Raw genomic sequence first — 18,467 nt, 5'->3', positions numbered from 1 at the left:
CTCTACTGATAAAGACCAATACTAGCGACCCAAGCTACTAAGACCCGAGGAACACCATTGAGAAAACGTGAATAGAGAACAGAAGGGACACCAACCTCAACAGTTTCAGCTTTCGCCTCAGATAGCCCAAGTGCTACAGGAATGAAATCACAGCCATTTTGAGTGTTGATAGCAAATATAGCTGGCAGAGCCATTTGAGGCGGAATATTTCCTTTTCCGATTTCGACTCCAATTAAGGTTCCGATAATCTGACTGATAACAGCTCCAGGGCCCAACAAAGGAGATAAGAATGGCAAGGAACAGATAAAGCCAATCAAAATGAGTCCCCAAATGTTCCCAGCTAGAGGAACCATTAGTTTTGCCAGCCAATTTCCAACACCAGAACCCTGAATAACCCCAATTAGTAAAGAAACAAAGGCCATGAAAGGAATAATAGTATTGAGCATTGTTTGGATGGCTTCACGAGCAGCCTGGTTGAAAGTCGCAACAACCTTACCAGCCCCCATCCCAATTCTTGCTACAATACTTGTTTCTGCTTTTTGTTCTGTGATTTTTTTACTAGTATCGTAAGTTGGTTTTTCAGTAACCACCGTTGTCGCTTTTTCATCTTCATTAGCAGCGGAAATTTGATCAAGACCAACTGCTGATACATAGATTTCCTCTGTAATATACTGAGCTAGAGGTCCGCTTTTACCTGTAGCGACAATATTGATCGTCGGAATCCCCTTCTTAGGATAGATTCCACAGCGAAGAGTTCCGCCACAATCTACAATTGCCAAAGCAATTTCCTCATCAGGAATAGATGTTTTAAATCCATTAACAGCTTCCATACCTGTCAAATCAGCAATTTTATCCACAATATCTGGCTTTTCTCCGCCGCCAGTGATATAGATAAATTTATGCTTTGCCTCACTAGGAGTAATGACCAAAGGTCCTCCGAAACCGCCATTTCCTTTAACAACTTTTATACTCTTATATGACATAAATTCACTCTTTCTATCAATCAAATGTTTTACTCAAGGTAACCCCTTGCTGTTTCGCAACATAAGCAGTTGTAAAATCTGTTACCCAGCCACCTACAAAGTTCATGACAATCCCAACAAGCATGTAACGAATGGCTAAGTCCATTTGACTCAAGCCTAAAGTTTGAATCCCTGTCGCGATTCCCATCCATACAAACAATTCCCCAGGATTGATATGCGGAAATACACCATTTGAAGTGTGGCAGAACTGCATCTGAGCTGCTACAAAACTAGGTTTATAATATTCTGGTAAAAAACGTCCCATACTGATTGACATCGGGTTCCCCAGCATAAAGGCTGAAATGAAAGGTAAAATCATATACCGGCTAACAGGATTTTTGGCAGAAATCTTAGCCAGGGAATTGACCTTCTCTTCTCCCAAGAAAGCGATAAGGGTATTCATTGCAATCAATAGCATTAGGACAAGCGGTACAATATTTGTCATCCAGCTAATAAAGGTTTCTCCACCTAATTGGAAGAGTTTCATAAAATTCTCTGCAAATTTTGTAATGTGATTCATAAGGAACCCCTTTTCTTATTTTTTTTTAATAACTGTTTAATAGATAATTGTAAGTAATTCGCATAAAAGCCAAATCCCAAAAAAGAATCAGATGAACTTGTCTCTTTCTCAATACCTGCCTCATGCAAAAGATAGACTTTTCTAGCATCTTCTATGGCTGATTGCATCAACTTATTTTCTTTTCTCACAAGAGGATTATACTTGTCAAAATAATGGATGTCTTCTCCAACATAATCGTCCATATTTTGAAAACGCGCTAAGATTGTGACTCCTTGCATTTTGCTAGCTTTAAGAACCCGACCGTTTTCATCAACCGCGAACATGACAATCGTACCGGATTTGATTCTTCCGGACTTCCTGCCAATCGCTACGCGACCCAGTTTTCGGAGCATCGTATAGGTCTTATTGAAGTCTTTGAGTTGCTGCCAGCCGAGGAACATTTGAAATATATAAGCTGCCATTACAAATACGGCGAAAATTATTAGCGAATTCATTAAAATACTCCTTTGCTCTTAGAAAATGATAGAAACTCTGTCTCTGTTTCTACCGATCTCAATGCCTCTTTCAGAGAAGGCTCTCCTGCAATTCTAAAAATATCATCATACAATTCCAGTAATTCACTTTCCATTTTTGTTTCAATTTCTGAGGGAATGGCGACTAGAAAGATAAATTCAATCCATTCATCTCCTTTTTGATAAGGCTCTTCTAGTTTTCCAAACATTAAAATAGTCTTTGCATAACCCTGGTTAATTGTATGGGGGAAGGCAATTCCTCCACCAAAAATGGTTGATTGCTTTTTCTCCCTATCAATTATCCGTTCTATAAAACCTTTATCAATCATCTGAAGTTTCCCTAACTCTGCAACCATATTTAGCAAGTATTGCTGATAGGTTTTTTGGGGGCTTAATCGAAGAAAGCGTAAGCTAACTGTTTCTAGATTTTTTTGATGAAAAGCATTGGCTTTCTGCCATTCTTCCTGCAGCCATTGATCATCAAAAAGATGATTAACTTGAATGACTGGAGATTTAGAATCTTTATATTTTAGAGGAACTGTCGTAAAAATCGCGAAATAGTCCTGATTCAATTCCACATTAAAATCCTCTTCAGAATACTGAGTAATGTCTACATCATTTCCAAGGACTCGTCTGAGTTGCTGAATAATCATCGCAGCGGTTCCTCTTCCTGTTGTGCAAACTACAGCTATCTGCTTGCGAGAACCCTTAACAGCAGAATTTTGCTTTCTTAAAATCATTTCAAAATACAAAGCCAGATATCCGATTTCAGATAATTCCAATTCTGAACCCAAAATTGCAGATAGTTCTTCTCCAGCAATTTTCGCCATTTCAAAAGCAAAAGGATATTGAGTTTGAACCTCGCCATGAAATATATCATTAGCTTGCACATGGAAAATCAGTCGATTGATTAAAGCGCCTAGATGAGACTTTATTTCTTCAAATAATTCTTCATCATCAAAGTGAACCAACATTGTTTCTTTGACTTTCTTGACAATCCCTTGAAAAATGTTTGCAACCTGTTCAGATTGATAAGACGGCTTGCTTAAAGTGTCAATAAAACGGACATTAAACGGAAAACACAAAAAGTCTATTTCAAACTGACTGAGGGAAATCTTATAAGTCATCTCAATATGATAGATTAATTTCTCAGCCAAAGGTGTCTCTGTTAAATCATTCTTATAATAAGGAATAGGACAATTCAACACCTTAGATGTATGAATACGTTCCACCATAATTGAAATGGTCTTTCGAAGGAGTTCCTGTGTTTCTTTAGGGATTTTATAGTCCTGGACTAGCGTCTCCAGAAAAGAAGAGGTTGCCTCAGTGAGTGTCCTTTCTTCAAAGTAAGGAGCCACTTGGTGAATATAGAGCAAGCGCAAATTCAGCTCGCTCCCCAAGACCTCCAGCCCACGGTTGGGCTTTCCTGAAATAGTAATAGAGTAACTCTCTGCCAAAGATTTTACTTGTTTTAAATCCTTATTAAGGGTACTTCTACTAACACCTACTTCCTCAGCCAAGTCGTCAATAAGAAGAGGGGAGGTTGACTCAATTAAACGTTTTAGCAAATAGGCAATTCTTTTACTGGAAGAATTGAAGTCACTCTCCTGTTTTAAACTACCAGATAAAATCCTTTCCAACTCTGTATAGTCATACACTTCCAACATTAACAGATCATCTTGTGAGATAATCTGGATATTAGGAGCCAAAACATCATTTAATTGTTGGATACTCTTTTGCAAGGTTTGCAAACTAATATCCAGTTCTGAGCGCATATCTACCAAGGAATAAGTTGGCTGCGAAACCATTTTGTCTAAAATATTATACCATCGATTTACTAAGGTCAACTCTCTTCCCCACCTTCATTGTTTTATCCGCGAGTTTTACCTCCGGCAATATTTGTAGTGACACCTGTTATATAGCTAGAACGGTCTGAAATATAGAACGCTACAAGATCAGCTACTTCACGTAGTTTCCCACTCCGTCCCAATGGAGTCGTTGAGGTTGAAGCATAACCAGCTCGAATATCTTCTACCGTCTTTCCACGGGTATAAGCAAGAGCTTCCTCATAAGAAAGAGTTCGAAGTCCCGTAGCTTCCATAATTCCTGGAGCAATTCCAACCACACGTACACCATGCTTACCAAGCTCTTTCGCCCATGAACGAGTGTAACTATAGACTGCTGCTTTTGTTGCAGCATAGGCACTTTGTCCTTCAGAACCTTCCAAGCCTGCTTCTGAAGCCATGTTCACAATTACACCTTTTCCATTTTTCACTAAAATACGTCCTACTGCCTGACTAACCAAATACAAACCTTTTTGATTAATCATTGTTATTTTTTCGAACGTCTCATCGTCCAACTCGTAAGGACCTTTAGGATTTTCTGCATCGATTAATAATCTAGGTACATTAATCCCCGCATTATTGACTACCGCATCAATATTGCCAAATCTTTCAACTATTTTAGCGACTCCTGCTTCTACTTCAGAGCGAGAAGTTACATCAACTTTTACAAATAATAGATTCGGGTGACGCAAATCGTTGTCGCTAAGATCAAAATTCGCTACATTGACTCCTAATTCCAACAATTCTTCGACTATTGCCTTACCAATCCCAGATGACGCACCCGTCACAAGAACTGTTTTGCCTTTAATGTCTAACCAATCATTCATTTTGATACCTCTCAAATTTTATTTACAAGGCAATTATACAGCGCTTTCATAAAAGAATTAAGACACTCTTTTTTACACTGTTCAAAAAATTAATAAACTAATTAAGAGGCTTGTACTAAAAAATCCACTAGAAATGAACTTGTGGATCTTTTTATATTCTAAATGAACTCAAAGCATATGAGAATCAAAGACGTGCATTCAACTCAGCACCAAGCTCTTCAAAGCCTGGTTTACCAAGCAAGGCAAACATATTCTTCTTGTATGCTTCCACACCTGGTTGGTCAAATGGATTGATACCATTCAGGTAGCCAGAAAGAGCAATAGCTAACTCAAAGAAGTAAATAGTATAGCCCAAAGTGAACTCATCTTGCTCAGGCAGGGTCACAAACATATTTGGCACTCCGCCGTCTGTATGAGCTAACAGCACTCCATCTGTTGCTTTCTTATTGACAAAGTCAACATCTTTTCCTTGCAGATAGCCAAGGCCATCCAAGTCTTCTGCTAATTCAGGAATCAACACATTTTTGCGAGGCTTATCTACACGAATAACTGTTTCAAAGAGGATACGAGTTCCTTCTTGAATAAATTGCCCCAAAGAGTGCAGGTCTGTTGAGAAGTTCGCTGAAGTTGGGTAAATACCTTTTTGGTCTTTACCTTCTGACTCACCAGCCAATTGCTTCCACCATTCTGAGAAGTATTGCAATGATGGTTCGTAGTTAGCTAGAACTTCTGTCAGATAACCTTTACGGTACAAGATATTGCGTACAACTGCATATTGATATGCTTCATTTTCAGCCAACTTATCAGAAGCATAAGCCTTGCGAGCAGCATTTGCTCCTTCCATCAACTTGCTGATATCAGCCCCTGCAGCTGCGATTGGCAAGAGTCCCACTGCTGTCAATACTGTAAAACGACCACCAACACTATCAGGCACTACAAAAGTATCCCAGCCATTAGCATCTGCTTCAACCTTAACTGCACCTTTAGCGCGGTCTGTAGTTGCATAAATCCGTTTATTTGCTTCTTCCTGACCATACTTCTTAACCAAGAGTTCTTTGAAGACACGGAAAGCAATAGCAGGCTCTGTAGTTGTTCCTGACTTAGAAATAACGTTGACAGAGAAATCTTTGTCTGATACATAGTCTACCAAATCAGCCAAATAGCTTGATGAGATAGAGTTTCCAGCATAGAGGATTTGAGGTGCCTTACGTTCTTCCTTGCTTTGTAGATTTACAAAAGAATTATTCAAGAAATCAATCGCTGCACGTGCCCCTAAATAAGATCCTCCAATACCGATGACGATTAACACTTCACTATCAGATTGGATTTTAGCAGCCGCCTTTTGAATACGAGCAAATTCATCTTTATCATATTCTTCAGGCAGATTCAACCAGCCTGTCATTTCTGCTCCGGGACCTGTTCCGTTTCGTAGAGCATTATCTGCTGCTGTAACTTGTGCTTGCATGTATTCCACTTCATGTGGTGCAACAAATTTGTCTAATACTTTTGAATAATCAAATGTAATATGAGCCATTAGTTTCTCCTTTAAAAAAATCAATTCTACCCTTTATTCTACTCTTTTATTTATCTTTTGACAATACTTTTTACCCTTATTAGGTCAAGATAGGCTACAGTTACTATCTAAATGCAAGGTCTGCTTCAAGGCCATAGTGATCACTTACTAGAGGTTGATTGTTTCCATCAAAAATGACACTAAGGCGATTTACTGTCCACTCTTGGCTTGCAAAGACATAATCGATACGTAAAGGCTCTTCATTGCCCTTCCAGCCATCGATACCAGGTCCAACTGTATAGCTACCAGTTGTTTCTTTAGCTACTTCAAAACTATCTTGAAGATTGAGTGGGCTAGCCAAAATGGCTTGATAACCTTCGCGACCTGCTGGGTTGTTAAAGTCACCTGCTAGGATGAGTGGTTTTCCAATAGCTTTGAAACGTTCCTCAATACGTACCCACTCTTCTTGGAAACCTTTGTCCCACCATGAAAGGTGAACACTAGCAACAGCCACTTCTCGGCCATCTACAGTGGTTTCAGCAACTGCTACACGGCGTGTATGGTAGTCAGTTGGATCATCAACATCTGAAACCAAGATTTCGCTAGCTGTCAATGGTTGACGTGACAAGACGGCAACCCCTTCATTAAGGTGATCATAACCAATGTGATTATAAGCCCAAGTCCAATGGTATTGAAGACCTTCTTCAGCCAACTTTTCCACAAGAAGACGGACAAAGTGATCTTGGTGGATTGGTGTTGCTGATGGAAGTGCATGATAGTAATCATCCGTGTCTACAACAGAAGTCTCTATTTCTTGGTTAACTTCTTGGAAGCAAATAATATCATACTGAGCTTTAAGAATCTGTTCCTTTAAGGTTTGGAATTTCCCTTCTGCATCTTCTTCCATCCAACTGTGGGTATTTAAAGTTAGAAATTTCATAAGTTTATCCCTCTTCTGACTTGCATCTAGAAATGACATAGGGTCATTTACAAACAAAACAGCCCAAGGGCTGTCTGCTTGTTTATCGTTTAGCAAATTAAAGTTCTACTTTTGCAACTGGAGCGTTAGCAGCCAATTTACCTGTATGTTCTACTTTAACTGATTTGATTGCATCTACATTTGTAAAGACAACAACTGTAGATGTTTCACGACCTGCTTCACGGATAGCATCAAGGTTCGCTTCAACCAAGAGATCACCTGCAGCAACTGTTTGACCTTCAGTAACTTTAACGTCGAATGGTTTACCTTCAAGACTAACAGTGTCAAGTCCGATGTGAACCAAAACTTCAAGACCATTGTCTGTTACCAAACCAAGAGCGTGTTTAGTTGGGAAGATGCTTGTCACTTTACCAGCTACTGGTGAAACGATTTTACCGTTTTCTGGTTCTACAGCGAAACCGTCACCCATCATTTTTTGTGAGAATACTGGGTCTTTAACATCTTCGATGTTGATAACTTGACCATCAGCAACTGAATGTACTTCGTCAGTCACACCTTTGAAGGTAGCTTCTGCTTTTTGAACAGCAGTCATTTGACTTGGAAGTGTTTCAGGAATAACTTCACCTGAATCAAGAACGTCTTGAATATCAGATTTCAATACGTCTGCTTTAGGACCATAGATAGCTTGAACCCCTTGTCCTTTCATGACAAGACCCATAGCTCCTTCAGCTTTCCATTGTTCTTCAGTTCCGACTTTATCAGCATCTTTAACAGTAACACGGAGACGAGTCATACATGCGTCAACGTCGACGATGTTAGCACGTCCACCAAGAAGGTTGATGATGTTGATAACTTGTGAGCTTGCTGAGCTTGTTCCAGCACTTGCTGATCCAGCAGATTCTGATGGAGCATCATCACCTTGCTCATAGTTACCGTTACGTCCTGGTGTAGCGTAGTCAAATTTCTTAATCATGAAGTTCGCGATGAAGAACATGATAACACCAAAGAGTACAGTTACCCAAATGAAGTTAACGATATCCATCGCCAAACCAGCGTTAATAGCAAGTGGTGTACGTGTCAAGAACTCGATAGAACCGAATGAGTGAACACGAAGGTTAACGATATCAGCCATGGCAAAGGCACATCCTTGTACCAAAGCATAAACGATGTAAAGTGGAGTAGCCACGAACATGAACATGTACTCGATTGGCTCTGTTACCCCTGTCAAGAATGTTGCAAGTGCAGTTGCAGTCAACATCCCTTTGTATTGATGTTTTTTATCATCATCGACGTTACGGTAGATGGCTACGACGATACCCATCAAGATACCGAATGAACCGATCATTTGACCAACTTTAAAGCGGGCTGGTGTAACAGATTCAAGAAGGTGTTTGTATTGTTCTGGGTGTGCACCTTTAAGGTTTGCAAGGTCAGTAACCCAAGCAAGCCAGAGTGGGTCTTGACCCAATACTTCAGTACCTTTAGCGGCACCAGTCAATACGTGGTAAGTACCACCCAATTGAGTGTAGTTAATTGGGATAGTCAACATGTGGTGGAGACCAAATGGCAAGAGAAGACGTTCCAAAGTACCGAACAAGAACGGTGCCAAGATTGGAGCAGTTTCTTTTGAGTTGGCAATCCACATACCGAAGCCGTTGATTCCTGATTGGATAACTGGCCATACGATAGCAAGGACGATAGCTGCGATAGCTGAACGAAGAATAACTACGAATGGTACGAAGCGTTTACCATTGAAGAATGACAAAGCTTCTGGCAATTTACGGAAGTTATAGTATTTGTTGAAGGCAGTAGCTCCGATGAAACCAGAGATGATACCTACGAACACACCCATGTTGAGGGCTGGAGCTTCCAAAACACTGATGAAGTAATCAGATACCTTGATTGATTGACCAAAAATGGTGTGGACTGTAGCAGCCTTATCAGCAAGAATATCTGAAGTAACACCAAAGATTGAACCAGTCAAACGGTTAATCAAGATAAAGGCAAGACCTGCCGCAAAGGCACCGCCTGCACGTTCCTTAGCCCAGCTACCACCAATGGCAAGGGCGAACAAGATGTGAAGGTTACCGATAACCCCCCAACCAATCTGCTCAAGAAATCCACCAGTAATAACGAGTGGTGCCATGTTTGGATTAATCATGGCAATCGTTTTACCGATAGAAATCATGAGACCTGCTGCTGGCATAACCGCGATAACAACCATGAGGGCTTTACCGAATTTTTGCCAGAACTCAAAGCCAAATTTTTCTTTTAGCTTATTCATTTCATTTCCTCCTACGTTTTGATGCAAACGTTTGCATAACTTATGTAATTATTATAGCATCTTTTTACAATTTGTAAAGCGTTTTCGTAAACTTTTTTTGAATTTTTTTACAAATTTAAAAAACCCCAGAAAAACCGGGGTTACTTGATTATTTTTAAGCCATAAGGACCATCAAAATTGGAATTACAATCATGGTAGCAAGGGTAGTCTCAGTAACCATGACAGCAGCGTAATCACTATCAGCCCCATATAGTTTAGCAACGACTGGAGCATTGGTCATGACAGGCATAGCCGACTGGATGATAAAAACTTGCTTCATCAAAGTTGGGAGGGGCGCCCAATATACGATGGTAGCCATTAAGAGAGGAGCAACCACAAAGCGTCCCAGCAAAATCAGTAACTGGTCCTTTTTAAGAACCAACTGCTTGACACCTGCATTGGATACTGACAAACCGATGAAAATCATAGATAAAGGAGTCGTCAAACTACCTAAATACTGCAAGTCACTGGCTAAAAAGCTTGGTAATTTAATATGGAGGATAACAATAAGAAGGCCTAACATGAAGCCCATTAGAGGGGGGGAAAAGATTTTTTTCAGACTTGTTCTTAAATCAAATTCAGCGTCTCCTTCCCCATCACGTTGGATGAGGTAGGTCCCCAAGGTCCAGAAAAAGGTCGTATTGCACATATAATAGATAAGAACATAGGGGATACTAGCGTCGCCAAAGAGGGCTTGATTGATAGGGAGCCCCACAAAAATGGTATTCGAATTAAAAAACATGGAAATAAAGAGACCACGACGCTCCTTTTTCACTGCAAAAATTCTAGCCACCGCTGTCGCAATCCCGAGTAAAATCACCATAGAAAGTGTAGGAAAACGCAATTCCGGCAACATTTTAAGTAGGTCTGCCGCTGTGAAACGCTGTGTAATCGTATAGAGCATATAACAAGGAAGGGCAATTTGAGTGACTAGCTTAGCTATAAGACCACGTGACTTGTCGTCAAACCAGCCTTTTTCACCCATTACGAATCCCACTAAAATCATACCCAAAATGACTAGGATTCCCGATATACTCGTTAGAAAGATTTCCATGTTTTCTCCTTTTTTGTTACTATTACAAATGATAGTGGATACCAGAGAAATATAATCATCATTTCTGCCTAGAAAGCTACCATTCTTATTTTAACTTCTCTCAAAAACCACTTTAGTATATCACAAAAAGAGCTCGATTTCTCAAGCTCTTTTCTTCTATATACTTACTCTGCTTTTAAGAGAGGTTCAAAGATTGATACCAGACCAAAGAAGGCGATGAAGATAAGGGTAATAGTGGCACTAGCAGGTGTTTCCCAATAATAGGAAATAAAAATACCAGAGAGCATGCCAACCAAACCAATACCAATAGCCCAAAAAATGACAGATTTAAAGGTTTGACCTATTTTCATACCAATAGCTGCTGGAAGAATCATGATGGTAGAAACTAAAAGTGATCCTGCTGCTGGAATCATCAGAGCAATCGCTATACCTGTCACAATATTGAAGAGAAGCGACATGAGACGTACTGGCAAGCCATCTACATGAGCAGTGTCCTCGTCAAAGGTCAAAAGATACATAGGACGAATAAATAGTAGCGTCAAGACCAGTACAATAGCCGCAATCACAAAGAGGGCATGAACCTGCTCAGAGCTAATCGTGATGATAGAACCAAAAAGATAGCTATCCAGACTCATGCTACTGCTACCCGCCTTGTTACTAAGAATAAGAGCCACTGCCAATCCCATTGACATGAGGATAGCCGTTGAAATCTCCATATAATGCTTGTAACTGACCCTGAGATATTCCAAGACCAAAGCGGCAATAACCACAACCACAAGGGTCATCCAAGTGGTTGATTGTCCCAAGAAAATCCCAACAGCCACCCCAGCTAGGGACACGTGACTCAACGTATCACTCATCAAGCTCTGACGACGAAGAATTAAGAAGAGCCCCAAAATTGGCGAAAAGATACTAATAGCAATCACGGCGAGAATAGCACGTTGCATAAAATCATAGGCTAATAATTCACTAATCATGTTTGTGCTCCTCTCCATCCTTTTCATGGACGTTGAAACAACGCCAAGGCAATTTCTGGTTACGAACCAGATGAATATTACGGTCTGTGTACTCCTTGACTTCCTCTGGGTCGTGGGTAATCATCAAGACAGACTTGCCATGCTTATGGGCAGAGTGGTGCATGAGTTCATAGAAGGTATTGGCTGTTCCTGCATCCATCCCTGTCGTTGGTTCATCCAAAACAAAGATATCAGGATCTGAAGCAAAGATACGCGCAATAACAGCACGCTGCTTTTGGCCACCTGAGAGATGTCCAATCTGCTTGTGACGATTTTCCCACATACCAACAGACTCTAGGGCACGTTGAACATGCTCCAAGTCGTGTTTCGTCAAACGACGGAACCAGCCCTGACGAGGATAACGGCCAGACTTAACAAACTCGTATACCGTGCTTGGAAAACCTGCATTAAAGCTGGCAATCTGCTGTGGAAGATAGGCCATACGAAGCTTTTTACCATCTTTGTTAATATCAGAAATCGTCACAGTCCCTTTCTTAGGCTTGAGAATTCCTAGGGTAGCCTTAATAAGCGTTGACTTGGCAGCTCCATTTTCCCCAGTCAGGGTCACAAACTCCCCAGAATCCAAATGATAGTGAATATTGTCCAGAACGGGCTCCGCATCATACTGGAAGCTCAGTCCTTCAACTGTAATATAACGCATCTTATTCCTCGATTTTTTCTGCTAATGTTGTCAAGAAACGTCCAATAACCTGACGCTCTTGATTATCGAACTGATCCAATACAGACCGATAAACCCCCAAGGTCTCTTGGTGGTGTTCCTCATGCTCTCGGGCTATGGGTTGAGCTTCTTGTGTCAAGACAAAGTAGGTCACGCGCCCATCATCCTTGTCTTTCTTAGCCTCCAACATGCCCTCTTTGACCAAGGTTTTTACCGCCTTGGTAACAGCAGCCTGACTGACATTGAGAGTCTTAGCCAACTCAGAATTAGTCTTTCGCCCCTCAGACAAAAGCATGAGAATATGCTCCTGGGTGTTGGTCAACTTAACCTGACTACGGCACTGACCAATAAGGAGCTCATGCTGATTCTCAGCCTTAAGCAAAATTTGGTTAATCAATTGATTGACTTGTTCTTCTAGTTCTAGCATTTCTTTCTCCATTTACTTAACCAGTTAATTATATCGAAAACACAGAGGTTTTGCAAGGGAAGACCTAGAAAAAGATTAGCAGTTCGCTGTCATCAATATCAGGGAAGAATAAGAGTAAAATAAAAACCTAACCAAGTTGGTCAAGTTTTCATTATGTATATACATTTATCGCAAAGTCGCAAATATTTCTTCGACCTGAGCAACAGACTCGGCACGTGAGACTTCGCCACGAACCTTAGCTGCTCCTGCTGTTCCACGAAGATAGTGTGGTGCCAGACCACGGAATTCACGAACAGCAATCTTTTCACCTTTAAGGTCCACCAAACGTTTGAGGTGGTCTTCAGCGATGTCCAGCTTCTTATCAAATGGAAGCTCTGGCAATTCCTCTCCCGTTTCGAAGAAGTGATTGATTTGCGTGAAGATGTATGGGTTGTTCATAGCTGCACGCCCCACCATAACCGCATCTACACCAAGTTCTTCAATCATGAGTTTAGCGTCTTGAACGCTACGAACATCACCATTTCCGATAAATGGAATCTTAGTAATAGCTTTAGCAACACGAGCCAGCGTCTCATGGTCACAGTGACCAGTATACATTTGTTCACGGGTACGACCGTGCATAGCAAGAGCAGAAACACCTGCAGACTCAGCTGCAAGAGCGTTTTCCACAGCCAAATCACTGTCTGACCAACCCGTACGCATCTTAACAGTCAAAGGAATATCAAGTACTGACGTTACTTCCTTGACAATGTGGTAAATCTTATCTGGATCCTTGAGCCACTTGGCACCAGCTTCATTTTTGACTACCTTATTGACCGGACAACCCATGTTGATATCAACGATATCAGCCTTCGTATTGGTCTGGATAAAGTCGGCTGCTCGCTTCAAGCCTTCAGCATCACCACCGAAAAGCTGGATAGACATTGGATGTTCATTCTCATCGATGTGAAGCATGTGAAGAGTTTTCTCATTATTGTAGAGGAGACCTTTTTCAGAAATCATCTCCATCACCACAAGACCAGCACCAAACTCTTTTGCAATGGTACGAAAGGCAGAGTTGGTCACGCCTGCCATAGGAGCTAGGACTGTTCGGTGAGGGATCTCTACATTTCCAATCATGAAGGACGAATTAAGTTTAGTCATTGATGAGTTCCTCCAAGTCAGCTTCTGAAAATTCATACTTGTTTTGGCAGAATTGGCAGATGATTTCAGCACCGTGATCTTCATCTTTAATAGCTTGAAGTTCATCCTTACCAAGCGTCAAGAGGGCATTTTCAAAGCGTTCACGTGAGCAATCACAGTCAAAACTCAGCTCCTCTTCAGACAAACGTTTGAAAGGCTCATCCCCATAAATAGCATTCAAGAGAGCTTCGATATGGTCATCAGACTCCAAAAGCGTTGAAATGGCTGGCATCTCTTGGATGCGTTTTTCGTAACGAGCGACTTCTTCCTCGCTAGCCCCTGGCAAGACCTGAAGCATGAAACCACCAGCAACCTTAACCTTATCCTCTTCGTCAAGAAGTACATTAAGACCAACAGCAGATGGTGTTTGCTCAGATTCTGTCAAATAGTAGGCAAAGTCTTCACCGATTTCACCAGAAATAAGTGGTGTTGATGACGTGTAAGGATTACCAGTTCCATAATCGATGATTGAGACAAACTGCCCTTGACCCATGAAAGGACCCACCAAAACTTCACCAGTCGCTGTTTTCTTGATGTCCACACCTGGATTTTGGATGTAGCCCTTAACATGTCCTTTGGTATCAGCTACAGAGATGATATGACCAAAAGAGCTGTTTCCGATAACCTTAACTGTAATTTTGCTTTCACCCTTTTGGTTAGCAGCCAAGATTTGATTGGCAATAAGAGTACGCCCCAAAGCAACTGTTGATGATGATAATGTATTGTGTTTTTCTTGTGCGGTTCTAACTGTTTCAGTGCTATCAAGAACATAAGCACGGAAAGAACCTGATTCTGAAATTGTTTTAATTAATTTATCCATAGTGTCTCTATTATAACACAAAAAAGAGGGTGGAAAAGTCGTAAACGCTTGGCGTTTCCTCTCCCACTCTCTCTAGCAAATTACCATGAAAACTCGGACAGTTTAGCTTTCCAGTCCATTATTTGGCGATTATCAAGCTGATGTTTTTCTTTTATTAATGGCGGCAAATTCTCCAAATACTCAATATAGATGCTGACAAGGAGATTATAGTCATTAGTCGTCAAACGTTTGAGTTGACTATGAATGAAGGCTGTCGCCTGATCATACTTTTCGTGAATTAACAAATCATCAATGTAGTCATTTCCATCAACAGTGTGCCCTTGCTCATCTTCCACCTGACCTAAATCAATATCCAGAGTCTCAAATTTAAAAGCCTTGCTGACGACATTAGCTGTCCCTCGAATCTGATTGAGTAGCCAGTCACTGTTATATACTCCCATATTAGTCACCTCCATTACTTGCTGTTCAAATCTATTATATCTTTTTAAATATCAGTTGTAAACGCTTTCCAAACATTGCAATTGCGCTTCACTAACATTAAGCTAGAGCTCATTTCCTCATTTTTCAACCAAAACAAAAAGGACCATCCGGTCCCTTTAGATTATCAGAGTTCTTACCCAACTGATCCTTCCATTTCATAACTAATTAAGCGGTTAAGTTCAACAGCATATTCCATTGGAAGTTCTTTGGTAAATGGTTCCACAAATCCCATGACAATCATTTCAGTTGCTTCTTGTTCTGAAAGTCCGCGGCTCATGAGGTAGTAGAGCTGTTCTTCAGAAATCTTAGAAACTTTAGCTTCATGTTCAAGCGCAACTTGTGAATTGTGGATTTCGTTGAATGGGATAGTGTCTGATTTAGACAAGTCATCCATCAAGATGGTATCACATTCGATGTGAGATACCGATTTCTTAGAATCCTTGTTGAAGGTTACTTGTCCACGATAGTCAACCTTACCACCATTACGAGCGATTGATTTAGAAACAATAGATGATGATGTATGCGGTGCATTGTGAATCATCTTAGCCCCTGTATCTTGGTGTTGACCAGCATTGGCAAAGGCAATTGAAAGCATAGTACCACGTGCACCTTCGCCATCAAGGTAAACAGAAGGGTACTTCATGGTTACTTCAGCACCCAGGTTACCATCAATCCACTCAACAGTTGCGTTTTTCTTAGCCGTAGCACGTTTAGTTACCAAGTTGTAGACGCTATCTGACCAGTTTTGGATAGTTGAGTAGCGCATGTAGGCACCATCAAGTGCAAAGATTTCAACGATAGCCGCATGAAGGCTGGCAGTTGTGTAAGTTGGCGCTGTACATCCTTCAACATAGTGAACGCTGGCACCTTCATCAACGATGATAAGAGTACGTTCAAACTGAGCAGTTGCTTCGTTATTGATACGGAAGTAGGTTTGAAGCGGAATATCCACCTTAACGCCTTTAGGTACATAGATAAAGGTACCACCTGACCAGAAGGCTGAGTTAAGGGCTGCAAATTTATTATCTGTTGGCGGAACCAGTTTTGAGAAGTACTTCTTGAAGAGTTCTGGATGCTCTTTAAGAGCTGAATCCGTATCTGTAAAGATAATCCCCAACTTGTCGTACTCTTCTTTCATATTGTGGTAAACCACTTCTGATTCATACTGAGCTGAGGCTCCAGCAAGATAAGCACGCTCTGCTTCTGGGATACCAATACGTTCAAAAGTTTCCTTAATTTTCTCAGGAACATCTTCCCAGTCACGAGCAGGTTTGTCTGATGCCTTTTGGAAATAAGTCAGGTCATCAAAGTTAATACCAGAAAGGTCTGGCCCCCACTCTTGCATAGCCATTTTGTTAAAGGTTTCCAATGATTTTAAGCGGAATTCAAGCATCCACTCAGGTTCCCCCTTTTCAGCAGACATGGCACGGACAACGTCTTCACTGATTCCTTTTCCGGTTGAAAAGACTGGTGTCACATCGTCATGGAAACCGTATTTATATTCTCCCAAATCAATGGGTTTTGGTTCTACTTTTTCATTTGTTTCAGTCATAGTATTTTCCTTTATTAAGGGTTTGATTCGTTTTCCTTTTTGCTTGGGCAAGGAGACTGACTGCTCCTTGACTTCCTAAAGCTCACTTCTCTCTATAGCTTTTTTAAGGGCATTCCAAGAGAGTGTTGCACATTTGATACGTTGTGGAAATTTAGAAACCCCCGCCAAGAGCTTAGCCTCACCTAGCTTATCTTCATCTTTATGATCTCCTTGAATCATAAGAGAGAAAATCTCCGCTAGTTCCAAAGCCTCTGCCTTAGTTTTACCAATAACCGCATCCGTCATCATACTTGATGACGCTGTAGAAATGGTACAACCATCACCAGCAAAGGCAATGTCTTCAATCACGTCACCATCAAATTTTACTGACAGATTGATAACATCTCCACAAGTCGGATTATTCAGTTGAAGTTGCTCCACATCAGGTAGAACACCATGATGGTGAGGGCTCTTAGAGTGATCGGCCACAACAGCCATATATAAACTATCTAGTCTAGAGAGTGCCATTGAAAAACTCCTTCGTCGCAAGAATTGCCTCTACAAGTTTGTCGCAATCCTCTTTAGTATTATAAATATAGAAGCTAGCTCGGGCAGCTGATGAGATTCCTAAATGATTAATTAAAGGCTGAGCACAGTGGTGACCCGCACGCACTGCCACTCCTTCATAGTCAAGAGCGGTCGCCACATCATGAGGGTGAAGCCCATCAATATTAAAGGCAACAACACCTGCATGCTGGCTAGGATCTTCTGGACCGTAGACTGTCAGACCATCAATCGCCTGAAGCTTAGGCAAAACATAGTCTACTAATTCTTGCTCGTAAGCATGAATATTTTCCATACCTAAAGCAGAGAGGTAGTCCACAGCAGCGCCAAGAGCAATAGCCCCCGCAATGTTAGGTGTACCAGCCTCAAATTTCCAAGGCAATTCCTTCCAAGTGGCTTCCTGTTCGTAAACAAAATCAATCATCTCACCACCGAATTCAATAGGATTCATCTGGTTAAGAATCTCTTCCTTGCCATAAAGAACCCCAATCCCTGTTGGACCTAACATCTTATGTCCAGAAAGGGTGAAGAAATCACAATCCAAATCCTGAACATCAATGGCCATGTGGGGCGCCGATTGGGCACCATCCACCACCATATAGGCACCAACTTGGTGGGCGAGCTTGGCAATTTCTTTGACAGGATTGATGCAGCCTAAAACGTTAGAGACCTGAGCTAGACTGACAAATTTTGTCTTTTCAGTAATCTTGTTAGCCAAATCTTCCATATCCAATTGGCCATCTTTCAAGTAGGCATAAACAAGTTTTGCCCCCGTCTTCTTACAAGCTTCCTGCCAAGGAATGATATTTGAGTGGTGTTCCATAATTGAAATAACCACCTCATCTCCTGGCTCAAGAACCTGCTCTGCAAAACGACCAATCCAGTTAAGACCAGTTGTCGTTCCACGTGTAAAGAGGACCTCTTTGGTTGATTTAGCATTGATAAACTGACGAAGCTTTTCACGACTAGCTTCGTAAGCAGCTGTTGCACGCTCAGCCAAAGTGTGCACACCACGGTGAACATTGGCATTGTCCTCATGATAGTAGGCCATGAGAGTGTCCAAAACTACTTGGGGCTTCTGGGTCGTTGCTGCATTATCCAAGTATACCAAAGGTTCATCATTAACTACCTGATCTAAAATGGCAAAATCTTGTCGAATCTTATAGGCATCTAAAGCTGACATCTTATCTCCCTATCTAGATATATCATAGGT

18 protein-coding genes are annotated in these 18,467 nt (G+C 41.1%); all 18 read right to left on the bottom strand.

Annotated features, from left to right (window positions below):
- Positions 1–2 precede the first annotated feature (2 nt).
- The gene (locus H7T99_RS01910; RefSeq protein ID WP_022496544.1) at positions 3–983 is read right to left on the bottom strand and encodes a PTS glucitol/sorbitol transporter subunit IIB; all 981 of its coding nucleotides are present in this window, start codon (positions 981–983) and stop codon (positions 3–5) included.
- 16 nt (positions 984–999) lie between these two features.
- On the bottom strand, positions 1,000–1,542 hold the full coding sequence (locus H7T99_RS01905) for a PTS glucitol/sorbitol transporter subunit IIC (RefSeq protein WP_022496543.1): 543 nt from the start codon (positions 1,540–1,542) through the stop codon (positions 1,000–1,002).
- The gene (locus tag H7T99_RS01900) at positions 1,539–2,036 is read right to left on the bottom strand and encodes a transcriptional regulator GutM (protein ID WP_022496542.1); all 498 of its coding nucleotides are present in this window, start codon (positions 2,034–2,036) and stop codon (positions 1,539–1,541) included. The genes H7T99_RS01905 and H7T99_RS01900 overlap by 4 nt, the downstream gene beginning before the upstream one ends.
- Positions 2,036–3,862, bottom strand: coding sequence for a BglG family transcription antiterminator (locus tag H7T99_RS01895; protein WP_079119902.1), 1,827 nt, complete (start codon positions 3,860–3,862; stop codon positions 2,036–2,038). Before H7T99_RS01895 ends, H7T99_RS01900 begins: the two co-directional genes overlap by 1 nt.
- Before the next feature lie 62 nt (positions 3,863–3,924).
- Positions 3,925–4,725: an SDR family oxidoreductase gene (locus H7T99_RS01890; protein ID WP_022496540.1), complete on the bottom strand. Its 801-nt coding sequence runs from the start codon at positions 4,723–4,725 to the stop codon at positions 3,925–3,927.
- Between the two features lie 184 nt (positions 4,726–4,909).
- Positions 4,910–6,259 (bottom strand): glucose-6-phosphate isomerase, encoded by a 1,350-nt coding sequence (locus H7T99_RS01885; RefSeq protein WP_022496539.1) that lies wholly within the window; start codon positions 6,257–6,259, stop codon positions 4,910–4,912.
- A gap of 103 nt (positions 6,260–6,362) precedes the next feature.
- Positions 6,363–7,178 carry an endonuclease/exonuclease/phosphatase family protein gene (locus tag H7T99_RS01880; protein WP_037600399.1) on the bottom strand — a complete coding sequence of 272 codons (816 nt, stop codon included), beginning with the start codon at positions 7,176–7,178 and terminating at the stop codon, positions 6,363–6,365.
- A gap of 97 nt (positions 7,179–7,275) precedes the next feature.
- Entirely contained in the window at positions 7,276–9,462 is a 2,187-nt protein-coding gene (locus H7T99_RS01875) for a PTS transporter subunit IIBC (protein ID WP_037600157.1), read from the bottom strand.
- A gap of 154 nt (positions 9,463–9,616) precedes the next feature.
- Positions 9,617–10,555 carry an AEC family transporter gene (locus H7T99_RS01870; protein WP_037600155.1) on the bottom strand — a complete coding sequence of 313 codons (939 nt, stop codon included), beginning with the start codon at positions 10,553–10,555 and terminating at the stop codon, positions 9,617–9,619.
- A gap of 164 nt (positions 10,556–10,719) precedes the next feature.
- Positions 10,720–11,532 (bottom strand): metal ABC transporter permease, encoded by an 813-nt coding sequence (locus H7T99_RS01865; protein ID WP_037600154.1) that lies wholly within the window; start codon positions 11,530–11,532, stop codon positions 10,720–10,722.
- Positions 11,525–12,232, bottom strand: coding sequence for a metal ABC transporter ATP-binding protein (locus tag H7T99_RS01860; RefSeq protein WP_037600153.1), 708 nt, complete (start codon positions 12,230–12,232; stop codon positions 11,525–11,527). The genes H7T99_RS01865 and H7T99_RS01860 overlap by 8 nt, the downstream gene beginning before the upstream one ends.
- Position 12,233: 1 nt before the next feature.
- Positions 12,234–12,677: a zinc-dependent MarR family transcriptional regulator gene (locus H7T99_RS01855; RefSeq protein ID WP_037600147.1), complete on the bottom strand. Its 444-nt coding sequence runs from the start codon at positions 12,675–12,677 to the stop codon at positions 12,234–12,236.
- Between the two features lie 165 nt (positions 12,678–12,842).
- A complete protein-coding gene (dusB, locus tag H7T99_RS01850; protein ID WP_002883588.1) occupies positions 12,843–13,820 on the bottom strand; it encodes a tRNA dihydrouridine synthase DusB in 978 nt (325 codons plus the stop codon).
- Positions 13,813–14,679: an Hsp33 family molecular chaperone HslO gene (hslO, locus tag H7T99_RS01845; protein ID WP_037600144.1), complete on the bottom strand. Its 867-nt coding sequence runs from the start codon at positions 14,677–14,679 to the stop codon at positions 13,813–13,815. The genes dusB and hslO overlap by 8 nt, the downstream gene beginning before the upstream one ends.
- An 80-nt stretch (positions 14,680–14,759) precedes the next feature.
- The gene (locus H7T99_RS01840; protein WP_013989977.1) at positions 14,760–15,119 is read right to left on the bottom strand and encodes a hypothetical protein; all 360 of its coding nucleotides are present in this window, start codon (positions 15,117–15,119) and stop codon (positions 14,760–14,762) included.
- A gap of 173 nt (positions 15,120–15,292) precedes the next feature.
- Positions 15,293–16,711 (bottom strand): Fe-S cluster assembly protein SufB, encoded by a 1,419-nt coding sequence (sufB, locus tag H7T99_RS01835; RefSeq protein ID WP_002883666.1) that lies wholly within the window; start codon positions 16,709–16,711, stop codon positions 15,293–15,295.
- A 75-nt stretch (positions 16,712–16,786) separates the two neighbouring features.
- Positions 16,787–17,218, bottom strand: coding sequence for a Fe-S cluster assembly sulfur transfer protein SufU (gene sufU, locus H7T99_RS01830; RefSeq protein ID WP_002883658.1), 432 nt, complete (start codon positions 17,216–17,218; stop codon positions 16,787–16,789).
- On the bottom strand, positions 17,205–18,437 hold the full coding sequence (locus tag H7T99_RS01825; protein ID WP_037600142.1) for a cysteine desulfurase: 1,233 nt from the start codon (positions 18,435–18,437) through the stop codon (positions 17,205–17,207). The genes sufU and H7T99_RS01825 overlap by 14 nt, the downstream gene beginning before the upstream one ends.
- Positions 18,438–18,467 lie beyond the last annotated feature (30 nt).

This window comes from Streptococcus sp. 17.1 (genome assembly GCF_016648655.1).
Taxonomy (GTDB): domain Bacteria; phylum Bacillota; class Bacilli; order Lactobacillales; family Streptococcaceae; genus Streptococcus; species Streptococcus salivarius_E.
Note: the sequence above shows the minus strand (reverse complement) of the source record. Positions and strands in the feature narration are given on the sequence as shown.

Bases quoted from the DNA above. Each gene is read 5' to 3' on its own strand.
- H7T99_RS01910 (WP_022496544.1), bottom strand. From the start codon at position 983: ATGTCATATAAGAGTATAAAAGTTGTTAAAGGAAATGGCGGTTTCGGA.
- H7T99_RS01905 (WP_022496543.1), bottom strand. From the start codon at position 1,542: ATGAATCACATTACAAAATTTGCAGAGAATTTTATGAAACTCTTCCAA.
- H7T99_RS01900 (WP_022496542.1), bottom strand. From the start codon at position 2,036: ATGAATTCGCTAATAATTTTCGCCGTATTTGTAATGGCAGCTTATATA.
- H7T99_RS01895 (WP_079119902.1), bottom strand. From the start codon at position 3,862: ATGGTTTCGCAGCCAACTTATTCCTTGGTAGATATGCGCTCAGAACTG.
- H7T99_RS01890 (WP_022496540.1), bottom strand. From the start codon at position 4,725: ATGAATGATTGGTTAGACATTAAAGGCAAAACAGTTCTTGTGACGGGT.
- H7T99_RS01885 (WP_022496539.1), bottom strand. From the start codon at position 6,259: ATGGCTCATATTACATTTGATTATTCAAAAGTATTAGACAAATTTGTT.
- H7T99_RS01880 (WP_037600399.1), bottom strand. From the start codon at position 7,178: ATGAAATTTCTAACTTTAAATACCCACAGTTGGATGGAAGAAGATGCA.
- H7T99_RS01875 (WP_037600157.1), bottom strand. From the start codon at position 9,462: ATGAATAAGCTAAAAGAAAAATTTGGCTTTGAGTTCTGGCAAAAATTC.
- H7T99_RS01870 (WP_037600155.1), bottom strand. From the start codon at position 10,555: ATGGAAATCTTTCTAACGAGTATATCGGGAATCCTAGTCATTTTGGGT.
- H7T99_RS01865 (WP_037600154.1), bottom strand. From the start codon at position 11,532: ATGATTAGTGAATTATTAGCCTATGATTTTATGCAACGTGCTATTCTC.
- H7T99_RS01860 (WP_037600153.1), bottom strand. From the start codon at position 12,232: ATGCGTTATATTACAGTTGAAGGACTGAGCTTCCAGTATGATGCGGAG.
- H7T99_RS01855 (WP_037600147.1), bottom strand. From the start codon at position 12,677: ATGCTAGAACTAGAAGAACAAGTCAATCAATTGATTAACCAAATTTTG.
- dusB (WP_002883588.1), bottom strand. From the start codon at position 13,820: ATGACTAAACTTAATTCGTCCTTCATGATTGGAAATGTAGAGATCCCT.
- hslO (WP_037600144.1), bottom strand. From the start codon at position 14,679: ATGGATAAATTAATTAAAACAATTTCAGAATCAGGTTCTTTCCGTGCT.
- H7T99_RS01840 (WP_013989977.1), bottom strand. From the start codon at position 15,119: ATGGGAGTATATAACAGTGACTGGCTACTCAATCAGATTCGAGGGACA.
- sufB (WP_002883666.1), bottom strand. From the start codon at position 16,711: ATGACTGAAACAAATGAAAAAGTAGAACCAAAACCCATTGATTTGGGA.
- sufU (WP_002883658.1), bottom strand. From the start codon at position 17,218: ATGGCACTCTCTAGACTAGATAGTTTATATATGGCTGTTGTGGCCGAT.
- H7T99_RS01825 (WP_037600142.1), bottom strand. From the start codon at position 18,437: ATGTCAGCTTTAGATGCCTATAAGATTCGACAAGATTTTGCCATTTTA.